Genomic DNA, 16,604 nt, shown 5'->3' on the forward strand with positions numbered 1-16,604 from the left:
GCAGTGGTAGGGGCATCGTTTCGATGCAAGACGGGAAACCGATTAACCAACATTCTTCTGACTGTTAACTGTTAAAGGAAATATCCATGTTACAGCGCAAACTCATGGTAGCGGTCCTTCTCGCCGCAACAGCCCTTGCCGGCTGTAGCGGTGACGAGGGTGACGACGTAACCATCAATATCGATGCGGGCCCGAGCGAGCCCAATGTTCCCGGTCCCAACGAACCGACCAACGGCGATTGCGACACGGTGGTTGAGGCCGACTTCGTCAGCTTCAACGACGACTGCTCCGTGGGCACCATCTCCGGCGTGATCGACGAGGACTACACCCTGATCGTGACCGTGCAGTGGCGCCTCGACGGCACCGTCCGCGTCGGCAACGGCAACCAGAATGTCGCCGACATGGCCGACGTGCAGGCGATCAAGGATGCCGGCGTAACGCTGACCATCGAGCCGGGCACCGACATCCGCGCCTTCGACACCGGCGCCCTGCTGGTAACCCGCGGCTCCATGCTGATGGCCGAGGGCACTGCGAGCGACCCCATCACCTTCAGCTCCCTGGACGACAACTACGACGGCCTGGGCGAATGGGGTGGCGTGATCATCCAGGGTTTCGCCCCGCAGTATGGCCAGGGCGGCACCGGCCCCTGCTTCGGCAGCGGCGAAGTGTGTAACGTCGAGGGTGAGGGCGGCACCGAGGTTGCGGTGTACGGCGGTAACGACCCCTCCGACAACAGCGGCGTACTGCGCTTCGTGCGCATCGCCGAGGGTGGCCTGGTGGCCGGCCCGAACAACGAGATCAACGGACTGACCCTGCAGGGCGTGGGTTACGGCACTGAGATCGAGTACGTACAGGTGCACAACAACCTGGATGACGGCATCGAGTGGTTCGGCGGCACCGCCAGCGTCAAGCACGTGGTGCTGACCGGCAACGACGATGACGATATCGACTTCGACGAAGGCTTTAAGGGCAACATCCAGTACGCCATCGTCATCAAGGACCAGGAGAAAGAGTCGCCCACCGGCTCCAACGACCCGCGCGCCATCGAGGCCAACTCCTCTGACGACGAGTACGTGCCCGAGACCGAGGCAGTCATCTCCAACGTGACCATCATCGGCGGTCCGGTGAACAACAACCCCGACAGCGACGCCGGCGCCCAGCCTGGCATGCGCCTGCGCGGTGCGGTCAACACCAACATCTTCAACACCTCTGTCGCCTGGTTCGACGCGGGCTGTATCCGCATCGACGACGCCGACGTGAACGGCGACGGCTCAGTCATCGTGCCCTCCATGATCAGCCTGACCAACGTGCTCAACGACTGTGAAGGGGGCATCTACAACAAGCGCGCGGCCGACGCCGAGAGCAACGTTGTGATGGAGACCCTGACCTACAGCGACACCCTGGCGATCAACGAGCCGGCGGCTATGCTGGGCTCTGCGCCGACCATCATGCCGGCCAACAACGGCTCCAGCTTCGTGTTCGAAGAGACCAACTACGTGGGTGCTGTTGATCCCGCGGCCTCCACCGGCTGGTGGCAGGGCTGGACCATCGAAGGTTCCGTGGGCGAGAGCGAGCCGGTGCAGGACGCCAGCTTCGTCAGCTGTAACGCCGACCAGACCCAGTGCACCGTCGAAGGCGTGATCGACCAGGATTACACCTTTGTCGCCGGTGTCGAATGGCGCCTGTCCGGTGAAGTGATTGTAGGTACCGGCAACGGCACCGTGAACAACGACGCTGACGTACAGGCCGTGCGCGATGCAGGTGTGACACTGACCATCCGCCCCGGCGTGGAGGTGAAAGCCTTCGACGACGGTTCACTGCTGGTTACCCGCGGCTCCAAGCTGATGGCGGTAGGTTCAGCGGCCAGCCCGATCACCTTCTCCAGCCTCGACGACGACTTCGACGGCGAAGGCGAGTGGGGCGGCGTGATCATCCAGGGCTTCGCCCCGCAGTACGGCCAGGGCGGTACCGGTCCGTGTTTCGGTTCCGGCACTGTGTGTAACGTGGTTGGCGAAGGCGGCACTATCGTCGGCAACTACGGTGGCAACGATCCCGCGGACAACAGCGGCATGCTGCGCTACGTGCGCATCGCCGAGGGCGGCCTGGTCGCCGGTCCGAACAACGAGATCAACGGCCTCACCCTGCAGGGCGTCGGCTACGGCACGGATATCCAGTACATCCATGTCCACGGCAACCTGGACGATGGCATCGAGTGGTTCGGCGGTACCGTCAACGTCAAGTACGCAGTGCTGACCAACAACGACGATGACGACATCGACTTCGACGAAGGCTACAAGGGCAACATCCAGTACGCCATCGTGCGCAAGAACCCGAACAAGTCTGCGCCCACCGGCTCCAACGACCCGCGCGGCATCGAGGCCAACTCCTCCGATGACGAGTATGTCCCGGAAACCGAGGCAGTCCTGGCCAACATCCTGGTCCTGGGTAGCGACGTCAACAACAACACCGAGAGCGACGCCGGCGCCCAGCCTGGCATGCGCCTGCGCGGTGCGCTGATGGTCTCCATCTTCAACACCGCGGTGCGCGACTTCGATGTGGGCTGTGTGCGCATCGACGACGCCGACGTGAATGGCGATGACAGCCTGATCGTCGAGTCTGACGTCACCCTGGTGAACGTGCTTGGCGAGTGTGCCGACGGCTTCTACAACAAGCGCGAGGCTGACACCGAAGTGAACGCGGGCGAGTCCACCAACACCGGCGTAACCGTCGATGGCGCCTACGCGCTGACCGACGCCGAAGCCCTGGTGACCCCGCCGAGCATTACTGCGGTGGACAACGGTTCCGGCTTCGTCTTCGACGAGACCGACTTCGTCGGCGCGGTCGAGCCGGGCACGTCAGCGGGCGCTGCCTGGTGGAGCGGCTGGACGATCCCGGGCGCGCTGTAAGCTTCGGGGCAATAGCCGAACCGGGGTCAGAGTCGCGACTCTGACCCCTCTCTCACAGCAAAACCAAAAACGCGCCCGGAAGGACGCGTGGATCGATGAAAAAATCTAGGTGTATTGAGCCGGCTTCACAGCCGGCTTTTTTATGCCCGCGAGTTTATCTGCGACTCAGGTTCCGACGCTGATCAGGCGGGTCTGGACGCTGCCGTCCTTGTTCTCCTGGTAGCGCAGCTTGACCTCGCTGCCTTCCGGCGCGTTGGTCACGCGCGGATCCGAGGGCAACTGGAATTCCAGCTTCTCGCCGCGGCGTACACGGCAGCGGGATTCCTCGTCGTATTTGGACATGGAGTGGAACTGCACGGTGGTCGCCTGTTCGGCGCCCTCGCCGGAGCGTGCGACCGTGCCCTCGAGCAGGCAGTCGCGCGGACCCGCGCTGGCAGTGCCGGCCGCGGCGGCCAGGGCGATGGTGGACAGGGCAATGGCAAACTTATTCATGGTAACTACCTCCTTGCTATGGGGCGCAACTCAACCGCTGGGCACCCGCGTGACGGCTCACGCCGTTGAATTCATGTAACTGTCACATTCTTGTAGCATTGGATTGCTAGACGACATTGAGCGCAGGATACGCACAAAGCGACCCGGCCATCTATCGTTGTCATAAAAAATTCATATTTATTACATGATTATGTCATGTAGTTCACGGCCTTCTGGAAGTGGACCCGGGCAGCATATCCCGCAGTCCGGACTGCTGTAAGAATATAGTCACAATAGTGTAACGATTGGCGGGTATCTTCGCGGAATCGGGCAGACTGTTTTTGCCCTTTTCTGAAAAAACATCGGAATATCAGCCAGTTATGCGGAAAATCCTGTTCCCCGCCGTGCTCCTGCAGTGTCTTCTCGCACTGCCCGCCGCGGCCTTGTCCCTCGCACCGGAAGAATTTTCCGCCTCCCGCCAGCTCGCCTGCGTGCTCGCAGAGCAGTCCCTGGGCTATCTCAGCGAGGTGGAATACGGCAGCCGCACCCACGACGTGCTGGACGGCTTTGACGAGGCAGAGCGGGATAACATCCTGTCCAAGGCGCTGGGTTACGTGGATGGCCTGATGTTTGACATCGCCGATGACGACGCACTGCAGGTCAATGATCGACTCGAGCAGTTCGTCGCCAGCCGCTCCTGCGCCGAGCAGGGCTACCAGCAGGCGACCTGGCAGCTTTGACCGCCGCCGCCTTCAGCGGCTGCGTTTCTTCCTTGTTGTTCCCGTCCGGGCTCCCTTCTGGCAGACCGCGCGAAACCCCGCCGCGGTGAACGGGATCATGCGGTCGAAGGCCGCGCCGAGATCGCTGGAGCGGCAGGTTCCCCCGGACAGTTTGTCGATGCGGCCGGTGCGCGCCAGCGCCAGGGTGAGTGACCCCGACAGGTTCTGGTAGCACCAGAAAATATCCTCTTCGCGGGCGTCGGGCAGCGCCGTGCGCAGGGCCTCGATGAATTCCAGCACCAGCTTGTCGAACAGCTTGGTCATCATCTTCGGGCCCCAGTAGGGCGAGTTGTTGATGTAGGCGACCAGGGCCAGGTAGTTGGCCCAGCCGCTGTCGCCATCGCGCTGGGCGATCTCCAGCGGCCGGGTAAATGCCTCGATGATCTGCTCCACGCTGGGCCCCTGCGGCCCCGCCTCCGCCTGGAACTGGCGCAGTGCCTGCAGGCGCGACTGGTTGAGCTCCACCGAGCGGCGATCGAACACCGCGCGGAACAGGTCGAGTTTCTTGCCGAAGTGGTAGTTGGCCAGCGCCACGTCGACGCCGGCGCCGGTGGCGATCTGTCGCAGGGTAACGCCGTCATAGCCGTGCAATGCGAACAGTTCCTCGGCGACGTCGAGGATGCGCTCGCTCTTCGGGCTGGGGGATCGTTTGCTCATCGTCGTTCGAATGCCAGGGGAGGGCAGGTTACCACAGTTGCATATTCAACGCTTGTTGAATATGCTGCGCTCACAATAACCATGACCGCGTGAGTGCCCGCCATGACACCGGAGTTGTTCAAGTACCTGATCGTCGGCTGTTACGCCCTGCTGGTGTACTGGCTGTCCTGGCGCGGCATGCGCCGGACCCGCTCGGTGGAGGGGTTCTCCATCGGCAACAAGGACATGAGTCCGTATCTTGTCGGCATCACCCTGGCGGCGTCGATCTCCTCCACCGCGACCTTTGTCATCAACCCGGGGTTTGTCTACACGGACGGACTCGCCGCCTACCTGCACTACGGCGTGGCCGGCTCGCTCGGTATCCTCACCGCGTTCCTGGTGCTCACCCGGGGCTTCCTGCGCCTGGGCGAGAAAAACGCTGCACTGACCATTCCCCAGTGGATCTTCTACCGCTACAACCACCGCGGTTTCAGCCTGTTTTTTGCGTTTATCAACCTGCTGTCGATCACTTTCGTGGTGCTTATCCTGGTCGGCTGCAGCCTGCTGGTCACCGGCCTGTTCCCGGTGGGGCAGAAGACCGCGCTGGTACTGGTGCTGGTGTTCGTCTTTTCCTACGTACTCATGGGCGGCACCTACGCGCACGCCTACACCAACTCGCTGCAGGGCATCATGATGATGCTGGTGACCGCGGTGCTGTTCGTGCAGGGCTGGAAGTACTTCGACGGCGACGTCTTCGGCGCACTGCGCTCGGTGGGTGCCGACTACGCCGCGCCGTTCAACCACAGCAGCCGGCTGTATTTCGATTTCTTCTCCGTCTTCGTCAGCGGTTTCGTGGTGACCTTCGCCCTGATGCTGCAGCCGCACATCCTGACCAAGGTGCTTTACCTGCGCAGTGAAAAGGACATCACAAAATTCATTGGCACCACGGTGGTGGTGGGTTCGCTGTTCACCCTGATGCTGATGATCGGGTTCTACGCGCGCCTGTCGGGCATCGAGGTGGGCGCCCAGGACGCGGTGGTGCGCGAGTACCTGTTGCACGAGTTTGCCGCATCCCCCTGGGGGGAGTACGCGCTGGTGTTCGTGTTCGTCACTTTACTGGCGGCGGGCATGAGCACGCTGGACGGTATCCTCGTCGCGCTGTCGGCGATGGTGGTCAACGACATTGTCGCGCCCCTGTCGCGCGGCCGCACCAATGCCCTGGCGCTGTCGCGCTGGGTGCTGGTCGCGGTGGGGGTGATCGGCGCCTGGCTGGCCTGGAACCCGCCACCGCTGATCGGCCTGTTCGCGCAAAAGGGTGTCTATGGCCTGGCCGCGGCCTCCACTGTGCCGGTAGTGTTCGGCGTGCTGGTGCGCCGCCACATACCCCTGTGGGTGGTGGCGGGCGCGGCGCTGGTGGGCCTGTTCCTGCACCTGTTCCTCAACCTGGCCGCCGGTGTGGAAAACCCGGCGGTATCCGCAACCTACGCGATTTTTGCCTCGCTGGCCTTTGGTACAGGAGGTTTGTTCGTCACCCGCGGCGAGCGCGAGGTGCACGGCGGCGCCGGTTGAGGGGATATTTCGCGCTTGACAATTCAACATCTGTTGAACTACCTTGCGCTGAAATTCAACGAATGTTGAATTAATAGATCAAAGCGCGGCGACCGGGCATTGCCGCGAATAATGTTAAGCAACGCCCACAGAATAATCAGCCCAAGAGGTGTCACAATGAAACCAGGTATCGCCTATTCACCCCTGTATGCAGCGCTCGCGCTGGCAACCGTCGCCGCCGTGCCCAGTGTGCAGGCGCAGGACACCGGTCCCGGCTTCGGCCTCGAGGAAGTCGTGGTCACCGCGCGCCGCCGCAGCGAGAGCCTGCAGGACGTGCCCATCGCAGTGACCGCGCTGTCCGGCGACGACCTCGCCCTGAGGGGCGCGATCGACATTCGCGAACTCGCCCAGTCCGTGCCCAGCGTGACCCTGGAGGCCTCCCGCGCGACCACCAATACGCTCACCGCATTCATTCGCGGCGTCGGCCAACAGGACCCGGTAGCCGGCTTCGAGCAGGGTGTCGGCCTGTACCTGGACGACGTCTACCTGGCGCGGCCGCAGGGTCATGTGCTGGATATCTACGACGTGGAACGCATCGAGGTGCTGCGCGGACCCCAGGGCACCCTGTATGGCCGCAACACCATCGGCGGCGCGATCAAGTACGTTACCCGGCGCCTGTCGGACGAATTCAGCGGATCGCTGAAGGCCAGCTACGGCAGCTACGACCAGGTCGACCTGGTGGGTACCGTGTCCGTGCCGGTCACTGACACCTTCCGTGTTGGCGGTACGGTTGCCTCCCTGACCCGCGATGGCTACGGCGAGAACCTGACCACTGGCGAAGAACACTACGACAAGGACATTTTCGCCTACCGCATCAGCGCCGAGTTCGAACCCAGCGAGGACCTGCTGGTGCGCTTCGCCTACGACGACACCGAGGACGACTCCGGCCCCCTGGGGGGGTATCGCCCCTATCCGGGCGCCTTTAGCGGCGCCCCGGTACTCGGCGACATCTACGACACCCTGGCCGGCGCCGCGGACCAGCCGTCCACGGCGGGCATCAATGGCAAGAACGAATTCACCGCGGACGGCATGATGCTGTCGGTCGACTGGAACCTGGGCGAGGCGATTACCCTGCGTTCCATTACCGCCCAGCGCGAAGACAAGACGATCACCGTCATCGACTTCGACAGCTTGCCGGGTATGGACCTCGACGCCCCGGCGATCTATGAGAACGAGCAGTTCAGCCAGGAGTTCCAGTTCCTGTACAACACCGACCGCTTCAACCTGGTCAGCGGCGTCTACTACCTGGATGCGGACGCGACCACCGATTTCGACGTGGTGCTCGGCAACCTGGGCGTCACCGCCTTCACCGGTGGCAAGGTGAACACCGAGTCCTGGTCCGTGTTCGCTGACCTGACCTGGAACTTCACCGAGAAGCTGTCCGTGGCCGTGGGCGGTCGTTACACCGACGACCAGCGTAGCGCCGACGTCTTCCGCGCCACCTACCTGGGCATAGGCTCGCCGTTCTTCGGTGTCGCCGACGCTCCGCTGTATGCCGTCACCAGCGACTATGAGGCGGAAAAAACCTTTACCGACTTCTCGCCCCGGGTGAACGTCAGCTACGCCCTGACCGACGACATCACCATCTACGGCGGCTACGCACAGGGCTTCAAGGCCGGCATGTTCGACCCGCGCGGCGCCAACCTGCTCACGCCCGAAGTGGAAAAAGGTGTGGACCCGGAAACCCTGGACTCCTACGAGGTCGGCATGAAGGCCCGCTACTGGGAGGGCCGCGCGATCACCAATATCGCCCTGTTCTACAGCGAATACTCGGACATGCAGGTGCCGGGTTCGGTGGGCATCGATACCGACGGCGATGGCATCAGTGACGACTTCGTCGGCACCCTCACCAACGCCGGCGAGTCGGAGATCTCCGGCATCGAGATCGAGGGCAGCTTCCTGCTCACCGAGAACTTCAGCGTGGATCTCTCTGCCAGCTTCCTGGATACCGAGATCAAGGAGTGGATCTTCAACGACGTCAACGTCGCCGACCAGCGGGAAATCCAGAACACCCCGGAAGAGCAGGTGCATCTCGCCTTCAACTACCGCATGGACATGTTTGGCGGCGAGACCAACTTCAATGCCAGCTGGTCCTACAAGGGTGACAGCTACCAGTTCGAGGTGCCCACGCCGATCCTCGACCAGGACGCCTACGACGTGATCGACGCCAGCATCGTCTGGTTGAGCGGCGATGGTACCTGGCTGCTGGGCCTGCACGGCAAGAACCTGACCGACGAGGAGATCAAGTCCTCCGGCTACTGCTTCGGTTTTGTGGACTGCCCCTCGGCGCTCGGCCTGGAAGACAACACGACGATCTTCTACGCGCCGCCGCGGACTTACACCGCGACCGTGGAATACCGCTTCTAGGTGCTGTCGGGGCGCATAGCCCCGGTGGATTTGTGCCGCGGGCTCCCCCCGCGGCTTTTTTTTCCGCCTGATCTGGACGATGCAAGAGACTCTCACGTGGTGACGACTTTCGATTCAAGCGCGCCCCTGCTGCCGGAAATCCTGGCCCTGCACGGCAAGTGGCGCGCGGCAAAAGATGCAGTGATCTGCGGCGCGCAGCGCTGGAACTGGGCCGAGTTCTGCGCCGCCAATCACCGCTTCGCGCACGGCCTGGCCGCGCACGGCGTGCAGCCGGGTGACCGGGTTGCGGTGGTCATGTCCAATGGCCTGCCCATGCTGCAGGCGCTGTACGGGATCATGGCCGCCGGCGCCTGCTCGGTGCCGATCAACCTGTCGGTGAGCGACCCGGCGCTGCTCGGCATGCTCGAGGATTCCGGCGCCGTGGCGGTGGTAGTAACGCCAGACCAGCTGCAGCGCCTGCTCGCCCTGGGCGATGCGCTGCCCGCACAGTTGCAGCTCAAGGTAGTCACCGGGGACGCCCCCGAGGACTGGACGGCAATGGAAGCACTGTGCGCCGGCCAGCCCGAGCACCTGCCGCCGTTGCAGCTCGCGGATGACGCGCCACTCAATATCATCTACAGCTCCGGTACCACCGGCCTGCCCAAGGGCATCCTGCACACCCAGCGCGGGCGTCGCGACTGGGCCTACGATCTCGCCGTCAGCCTGCGCTACCACGGCGCCGCGCGCACGCTGCTGACCATCGGCCTGTACTCGAACATCTCCTGGGTGAGCATGTTGTGCACGCTGCTGGCGGGCGGCACGCTGGTGGTCAGCCCGCGTTTCGATGCCGCTGAGAGCATCGACATCATTGCGCGCGAGCGCATCACCCACACCTCGATGGTGCCGATCCAGTACCAGCGCCTGGTGGAGGTATTGAAGACCCGCGGCGGCGATGTCTCCAGCATGCACGCCATGATGAGCTGCGGTTCGCCGCTGCACGAGGGGCTCAAGCGGGACATCTTCGACTGCTTTCCCTGCGGCATTATCGAGCTGTACGGCCTCACCGAGGGGATTATCACCACCCTGGAGCCTGAAGAGGCGGAAGGCCGCTGGGCCAGTGTCGGCCGTCCGCTGCAGGGCACCGACCTGTGCGTGGTCGACGACGCCGGGCAGGTGCTCGACGCCAACCAGTCCGGCGAGATTGTATCCCGCGGACGCATCTCCATGCCCTGCTACTGGGGCCGCGAGAAGGCTACGGCCGAGGCCGAGTTCATCGATACCCAGGGTGTGCAGTGGCTGCGCAGCGGCGATATCGGCTATTTTGACGAGCAGGGCTACTTTTATATCGTCGATCGCAAGAAGGACATGATCCTGTCCGGCGGGCAGAACATCTACCCGCAGGATATCGAGGCGGTGCTGGTGGAGCACCCCGCGATCGACGACGTCGCGGTGATCGGCCTCGCCAGCCGGCGCTGGGGCGAGACGCCGGTGGCGCTGGTGGTGCCGGTGCCGGCTGCTGACGAGAGTGCGGAAGCGCTGTGCGCCTGGGCCAACGGCCTGCTCGGCAAGCAACAGCGCCTGGCCGAGGTGATCCTGGTGGAGGAACTGCCGCGCAATCCCAATGGCAAGATCCTCAAGCGCGAGCTGCGCGCCAGTTACGCCGAGCGTCGCTATGAGTGAGTGTGCCCATGATTGAATATCGCGACACCTGGTACAGCAGCGCCGACGGCCTGCGATTGTATGCCCGCGACTATCCCTGCGCTGCCGGCGACGCCGCGCCGGTGGTGCTGTGCATGCACGGCCTGACCCGCAATTCTGCGGACTTCGCGCAGCTGGCGCCGCACCTGGCCCAGCGCTTCCGGGTGCTGGCGGTGGACGTGCGCGGACGCGGCAACTCCGACTACGACAGCAACCCGGACAACTACACGCCGCTGACCTATGCCCAGGACATGTTCGCGCTGCTCGACTTTCTCGATATACAGCGCGCCATTTTATGCGGCACTTCCATGGGCGGCCTGATGGCCATGCTCATGGCCGCGACCCAGCCGGCGCGTGTCGCCGGCATCATCCTCAACGACATCGGCCCCGAGGTCGACCCGCGCGGTCTGCAGCGCATCCAGGAGTACGTTGGCAAGGCGCCGCCGGTCATCGACTGGGCGGGCGCCATTGCCCAGGTCCAGGAGGTCAACGGCGAGGCCTTGCCGGACTTCAGTCCCGCGCAGTGGGAGGCGATGGCGCGAGCGCTGTACCGCGAGGTGGACGGCGTGCCGGTACCCGCCTACGACCCGGCTATCGCCCAGCCGGTGGATGCCGGCGGCGCGGTGCCACCGGACCTGTGGCCGCTGTTCGCGATGATCGCGTCGCTGCCGATACTGGTGATTCGCGGCGCGCACTCGGATATTCTCGCGCCCCAGTGTGTCGACACCATGCGCGAGCGCAAGCCCGACCTGCTGGTCGCGCAGATCCCTGGCCGCGGTCACGCGCCGACCCTGGACGAGGCCCAGTCGCGCATTGCCATCGACGCATTCCTGGAACAGTTCGCGAGCGCCTGATTCACACTCGCCTGATTCGCACTCGCCTGGGCCGCGGGTTTCCCGGCGGTGGTTTTGATCTATAGTTAGCTTCCCTGCCAACGATACCAACGACAGCGGAGCCGCCCATGCGTCATATCCCGCAGTTTTCCACTGCCATCCTCACCTGCACATTGCTGCTGCTCGCCGCCTGCGGCGACAGCCAGGACCCGCCGGCTGCCGCGGAGGACACCGCCATGACTACCATCCAGGGCGAACTGTATTACCGTGAACGCATGCTGCTTCCCCCGGGTGCCGAGGTCGAGGTGCAGTTGCAGGACGTGTCCCGCGCGGATGCGCCGGCGGACGTGCTGGCCAGTGTGAACTTCCAGCCGGATACGCCCCCGCCGTGGTCGTTCACCATCAGCTATCCCAGCGCACAAATCCAGGAGCGCCGTACCTATGCGCTGCGCGCGACCGTGCGCATGGAGGAGCGACTGCTGTTCACCACTACTGATTTCATCGCGCCGTTCACCGGCGAGCCGCTGTCGATCCAGCTGACCCAGGTGCCGTCGCCGCGCATCAGGACACCCGCGCCTGAAACCGGCCCGGAACAGGCGCCGGAGGCCGGGACGCCCGCCCCGGCCGCGGAAACGTCCGGCCAGCCGGCCTGGCTGCTGGTCACCCTGGAGGGTGAACCCGCACCCGTGGGCGCAGGCGGGCGCCCCGCGGACCTGGTGCTGGACGCGCAGGAGAAGCGCGTCGCCGGGTTCTCGGGTTGCAACCGCTACAGCGGCAGCTTCTCCGACGACGGGAATTCCAGCCACGGCACGCCGCTCAAGTTTGGCCCGCTGGCGGCTACCCGGCGCGCCTGCGTCGATGGCGGCGAGCTGGAACAGCGTTTCCTCGCCCTGCTCGACCGGGTGGATGCCTACCGCATGAGCGGCGAGGAACTGTCCCTGTTGGCCGGCGAAGAGGTGGTCGCGACCTTCCGCCTGCCCTGAGCGCGGCGTATAATGGTCGTTTAATCTCGATGCACTGACGCCCTGACTCCATGTCCCTGATCGCACGTACCGCCGCACTGCGCGCCGCGAGGCTCCTGGCCCTCGTCGCGCTGCTGTCGGTCACCGCGCTGCAGGTCGAGGAGGCGGGGCACTGGCACCAGCCCGGCGACGGCTTCGCCGAGTGCCTGCTGTGCAAGAGTTCCGCCGGCACCGCCCTGCTCTCGCTGCAGGTCGGTATCGCGCTGTTCGCCGTCGCGGTTTTCGCGCCGCGCCTGCGCCAGCGAGTGGCGGTCGTCCGCCGCAGCATTCACCGCCTCGCCAGAGGACCCCCGCAGTACTCCTGAAACCATCGACCTTTCGATAACCACAGGAGAACCCAATGAAACGCCTGATCCCCATCGCCGCGGCACTCGTCGCGGCGCGGGCGGCTGCGGAGCAGTTGCCCATCGAACACGTACTGGTGACAGTACCCCTGCACAAGAAAACCGCCGAGACCGCGCTGCCGATCACCGTGCTGTCCGGCGATGAACTGCACCGCGCCGCGTCCGCCACCATCGGCGATACCCTGGCCAACCAACCCGGCCTGGCCAACGCTTCCTTCGGCCCGGGTGTCGGCCAGCCGGTGATTCGCGGCCAGCAGGGCGCGCGTGTCACCGTGCTGCAAAACGGCACCACCGCGGCGGATGCCTCGGCCCTGAGCGCTGACCACGCGGTATCCGTGGAGCCGTTGCTGGCCGACAGCATCGAGGTGCTGCGCGGCCCGGCCACCCTGCTCTACGGCGGCGGCGCCATCGGTGGCGTGATCAACGTGCTGGACAATCGCGTGCCAACAACACTGCCGGATGCCCCCAGCGGTGGTATCGAATACCGCCGCGACACCGCCTCCGACATGGATAACGTGGTCGGCCGGCTGGAGGCCGCCACCGGCGATTTCGCCTGGCACTTCGACGGCCTGTACCGCGACTGGTCGGAGATGGACGTGCCCGGCAACCCGGTGCTCGGCGACGATGAGCGCGATGAGCGCGGCACCCTGCAGAACTCCGATGGCCAGACCCGCTCCGCGACCCTGGGCAGCAGCTACCACTTCGGTAGCGGTTTCGTCGGCCTCGCCGTCAGCCGCCTGGAGAACGAGTACGGCATTCCCCCCGGCGCGCATGGGCACCACCACGATGAAGAACTCGAAGGAGAGCACGACGAGGAACTCGAGGGCGATCACGACGAAGAGCACGAGGACGAGCACGGCGAGGAGGGTATCCGCATCGACCTCGAGCAGACCCGCTACGACGCCGCACTGCACCTGCACGAGCCCCTGCCCGGGTTGGAGGTCATGCGCGGTTTTGTCAGCTACACCGACTACGAGCACGCCGAGATCGAGGGTAATGGCGAGGTCGGTACGCGTTACACCAACGAATCCTGGGAGGCGCGCCTGGAAGCGGTGCACCAGCCCTGGGGTCCGGTGCATGGCGTGTTCGGCCTGCAGGTGCTGGATGGGCGCTTCAGCGCGATCGGTGAAGAGGCCTTTATCCCGGTGACCGACCGGCGCGAGGCGGGCCTGTTCCTGCTCGAGGACTACCACCTGGACGACTGGTTGTTCGAGGTCGGCCTGCGCCTGGACCGCGATGAGCGCGACCCGCGGGGCGGCGCGCCTGATCGCGATTTTACCGCGTTCAGCGCCTCCGGTTCCGCGGTCTGGTCGCTGAGCCCGGCCTGGCAGTTCGGCCTCGCGCTGTCGCGCGCGGAACGCGCCCCGGCGATCGAGGAGTTGTACTCCAATACGGGTATCACGGATCCCGAAGCCTGGGTGGTGCACGCCGCCACCAATGCCATCGAACTGGGCAACGACGATCTCGACACTGAGGTTTCCGCCAACCTGGACCTTTCCGTGGACTGGTACGGCGACGACAACTCGGTGAGCGTGACCGTGTTCTACAACGACTTCAGCGACTATATCGGCCTGCTCGCCACTGGCCAGGAAGTCGACGAAGTCCCGGTGTACGGCTACGCCCAGGAGGACGCGCAGTTCTACGGCGTGGAGGTGGAGAGCGATTTCCGCCTGGCCAGCCTCGCCGGCGGCGAGCTGCGCCTGGGCGTGTTCGGCGACACCATTCGCGGTGAACTGGACGGCGGCGCCGATGTGCCGCGCCTGCCGCCCATGCGCGTCGGCGCGCGCCTGGGCTGGAGCGATGCGACCTGGGATGTATGGACCCAGGTGCTCGACGCCGCGGACCAGGATCGCCCCGGCGAGAACGAGGAGGAAACCGCGGGCTATACACGCTGGGATGCCGGCGTGCAGTTCAGTCCCACCTGGGGCGGTACCGACCTGCAACTGTTCGCCAGGCTGAACAACATCACCGACGAGGAAATCCGCCTGTCCACTTCCTTCCTGCGCGAGGTCGCCCCGGAGGCCGGGCGCGGCGTGGAGGCCGGCGTGCGCCTGGTGTTCTAGCCGTTCGGCGGATTGCCTGACACAGCGCTGGCGGCATATTTTTGCTATCGTGCACCAGCGGCTTTCACGGCGCCCGGGACACTGTCCCGGGCGTCGCGTTTACAGGATACAGTTCATGCAGAAACGCCTCATCGTCGGTATCAGCGGCGCCTCGGGCATCATCTACGGGGTGCGCGCCCTGGAGTTGTTACGTGAGCACGGCGTGCAGACCCACCTCGTGGTCAGCAAGTCCGCCGAGCTGACCCTGCACCACGAACTCGACATGTCGCTGGACGCCCTGCGCGACCTGGCCGACGAAGTGCACCCGATCAAGGACGTGGGTGCGAGCATAGCCAGCGGCTCGTTCCTCACCGAGGGCATGCTGGTGGCACCGTGCTCGGTGCGCAGCATGGCGGAGATCGCCACCGGGGTGACCTCCACCTTGCTCACGCGTGCGGCCGACGTGGTGCTCAAGGAGCGCCGCCGGCTGGTGCTCATGGTGCGTGAAACGCCGCTGCACACCGGCCACCTGCGCAGCATGACCGCGCTGTCCGAGATGGGCGCGGTGATCGCGCCGCCGGTGCCCGCGTTCTACACCCGCCCGCAGTCCCTCGACGAGGTGGTGACCCAGAGTGTCGGTCGCGCCCTGGAGTTGTTCGGTCTGCCCATTGCACAGGTCCAGCGCTGGCAGGGACACTGATGCCCATCCTGTTCGGCGTGGTGCTGCTCGACCTCGTCGGGTTCGGCATTGTCATTCCCATTCTGCCTTTCCTGTCGCCTCCACTGGGTGCGGACAAGCTCGACATCGCCCTGATCGTCGCGATCTATGCGGCAGCGGCAGGGGTGTCCGGGATATTCTGGGGGCGGCTGTCCGATCGCATCGGGCGCAAGCCGGTGATTCTGCTGTGCCTGTGCGGAAGCGTCATCGCTTATATATTCCTGGCCATGGCGACGAGCCTGTGGATGGTCTATGCGGCGCGCGCCTTTGCCGGTCTCATGGCCGGCAACCTCGGCGTGGCCTCGGCGATGATGGCGGACATCACGCGCCCGGCGGACCGCGCCCGCGGCATGGCGCTGATCGGCGCGGCCTTCGGCCTGGGTATGATTCTCGGCCCCACCATCGGTGGCCTGCTGGCCCATGGCAGCGGCAATTTCACCCTGCCCTGCCTGTTCGCCGGTGGCATGTCGGCGCTCGCCGCGCTGGCCGCTGCCATCTGGTTGCCGGAATCGCACGGCGCCGCGCGGCGGGCGGAGCACCGGGTGCGCCGCCAGCGCGAGGGCCGGCTGAGCACTGGACAGATGCTGCGCCGCAGCGGCAATCGCCTGTTTGTGTTCCAGTACCTGCTGCACAACGCCTGTGTCAGCTCCGGTACCTACATCTTCCCGCTGTGGGTGGCGGACCTGCTCGGCTGGAGCGCGCGCGAGGTCGGTATGGTGTTCGGCGTGCAGGGCGCGTTGATGGTGGTACTGCAGGCTGGCGCCATGGGTACCCTGGTGCGCGTGCTGGGCGAGTGGCGGTTGTTGCGCGTTACGGTGAGCGTGTTCCTGTGCGGGTTCGGCCTCGCCGTGGTGGCCGGCGGGCACGCCGCGGCGATGGTCGCGGCGCTGTTCCTGGCCATGTCCGGCGCCACCCTGTGCATTCCCCTGCTCAACAGCATCATCACCCAGCGCAGCCCGCAGACGGATCGCGGCCGGGTGCTGGGTGCCACCTCCGCGGCGTCCTCGTTCGGCCGCGTGGTGGGGCCGGCGCTCAGCGGCCTGGGCCTGGGCCTGTGCGGCTACGCCTGGACCTGGGCGCTGTGGGCGGCGGTCGCGGCGCTTTACCTCGCCTGGGTTTTGCGCGAATCTGCTCGCGCGGCCAGCATGCGACCGGCCGGCCCGGACCAGGGGCGCACAGGGCGAGCCTAGAGGGAGAGCGA

Annotated in this window: 13 protein-coding genes; 11 read left to right on the forward strand and 2 right to left on the reverse strand. The window is 65.2% G+C overall.

The window, feature by feature from the left end; genetic code table 11:
* Nucleotides 1-86 precede the first annotated feature (86 nt).
* Nucleotides 87-2,906, forward strand: a complete 2,820-nt coding sequence (locus tag E4634_RS21655; protein ID WP_206046773.1) for a beta-helix domain-containing protein — start codon at nucleotides 87-89, stop codon at nucleotides 2,904-2,906.
* Nucleotides 2,907-3,071: 165 nt separating this feature from the next.
* Here E4634_RS21655 and E4634_RS02610 read toward each other — a convergent pair whose 3' ends face one another.
* A complete protein-coding gene (locus E4634_RS02610; protein WP_135441031.1) occupies nucleotides 3,072-3,398 on the reverse strand; it encodes a hypothetical protein in 327 nt (108 codons plus the stop codon).
* Nucleotides 3,399-3,757: 359 nt separating this feature from the next.
* Here E4634_RS02610 and E4634_RS02615 point away from each other — a divergent pair, with 359 nt between their 5' ends.
* Nucleotides 3,758-4,117: a hypothetical protein gene (locus tag E4634_RS02615; protein WP_135441032.1), complete on the forward strand. Its 360-nt coding sequence runs from the start codon at nucleotides 3,758-3,760 to the stop codon at nucleotides 4,115-4,117.
* A 12-nt stretch (nucleotides 4,118-4,129) separates the two neighbouring features.
* Here the strand turns inward: E4634_RS02615 and E4634_RS02620 are convergent, their stop codons facing one another.
* Entirely contained in the window at nucleotides 4,130-4,813 is a 684-nt protein-coding gene (locus tag E4634_RS02620; RefSeq protein ID WP_135441033.1) for a TetR/AcrR family transcriptional regulator, read from the reverse strand.
* A 102-nt stretch (nucleotides 4,814-4,915) separates the two neighbouring features.
* Between E4634_RS02620 and E4634_RS02625 the strand changes: the two genes are divergently transcribed.
* The 9 genes from E4634_RS02625 (at nucleotide 4,916) to E4634_RS02665 (ending at nucleotide 16,593) form a co-directional block, all read left to right on the forward strand.
* A complete protein-coding gene (locus tag E4634_RS02625) occupies nucleotides 4,916-6,361 on the forward strand; it encodes a sodium:solute symporter family transporter (RefSeq protein WP_135441034.1) in 1,446 nt (481 codons plus the stop codon).
* Between the two features lie 156 nt (nucleotides 6,362-6,517).
* The gene (locus tag E4634_RS02630) at nucleotides 6,518-8,767 is read left to right on the forward strand and encodes a TonB-dependent receptor (RefSeq protein WP_135441035.1); all 2,250 of its coding nucleotides are present in this window, start codon (nucleotides 6,518-6,520) and stop codon (nucleotides 8,765-8,767) included.
* Nucleotides 8,768-8,863: 96 nt separating this feature from the next.
* Entirely contained in the window at nucleotides 8,864-10,426 is a 1,563-nt protein-coding gene (locus E4634_RS02635; RefSeq protein ID WP_240725058.1) for a class I adenylate-forming enzyme family protein, read from the forward strand.
* A gap of 8 nt (nucleotides 10,427-10,434) precedes the next feature.
* Nucleotides 10,435-11,298 carry an alpha/beta fold hydrolase gene (locus E4634_RS02640; RefSeq protein ID WP_135441037.1) on the forward strand — a complete coding sequence of 288 codons (864 nt, stop codon included), beginning with the start codon at nucleotides 10,435-10,437 and terminating at the stop codon, nucleotides 11,296-11,298.
* A 107-nt stretch (nucleotides 11,299-11,405) separates the two neighbouring features.
* Nucleotides 11,406-12,260, forward strand: coding sequence for a YbaY family lipoprotein (locus E4634_RS02645; protein WP_135441038.1), 855 nt, complete (start codon nucleotides 11,406-11,408; stop codon nucleotides 12,258-12,260).
* 50 nt (nucleotides 12,261-12,310) lie between these two features.
* Nucleotides 12,311-12,604 carry a hypothetical protein gene (locus E4634_RS02650; protein ID WP_135441039.1) on the forward strand — a complete coding sequence of 98 codons (294 nt, stop codon included), beginning with the start codon at nucleotides 12,311-12,313 and terminating at the stop codon, nucleotides 12,602-12,604.
* 35 nt (nucleotides 12,605-12,639) lie between these two features.
* Nucleotides 12,640-14,706 (forward strand): TonB-dependent receptor, encoded by a 2,067-nt coding sequence (locus tag E4634_RS02655; protein WP_135441040.1) that lies wholly within the window; start codon nucleotides 12,640-12,642, stop codon nucleotides 14,704-14,706.
* 115 nt (nucleotides 14,707-14,821) lie between these two features.
* Nucleotides 14,822-15,385: a UbiX family flavin prenyltransferase gene (locus E4634_RS02660; protein ID WP_135441041.1), complete on the forward strand. Its 564-nt coding sequence runs from the start codon at nucleotides 14,822-14,824 to the stop codon at nucleotides 15,383-15,385.
* A complete protein-coding gene (locus E4634_RS02665) occupies nucleotides 15,385-16,593 on the forward strand; it encodes an MFS transporter (protein WP_135441042.1) in 1,209 nt (402 codons plus the stop codon). The genes E4634_RS02660 and E4634_RS02665 overlap by 1 nt, the downstream gene beginning before the upstream one ends.
* Nucleotides 16,594-16,604 lie beyond the last annotated feature (11 nt).

The sequence above is a fragment of the Mangrovimicrobium sediminis genome (assembly GCF_004745945.1).
Lineage (GTDB): Bacteria > Pseudomonadota > Gammaproteobacteria > Pseudomonadales > Halieaceae > Mangrovimicrobium > Mangrovimicrobium sediminis.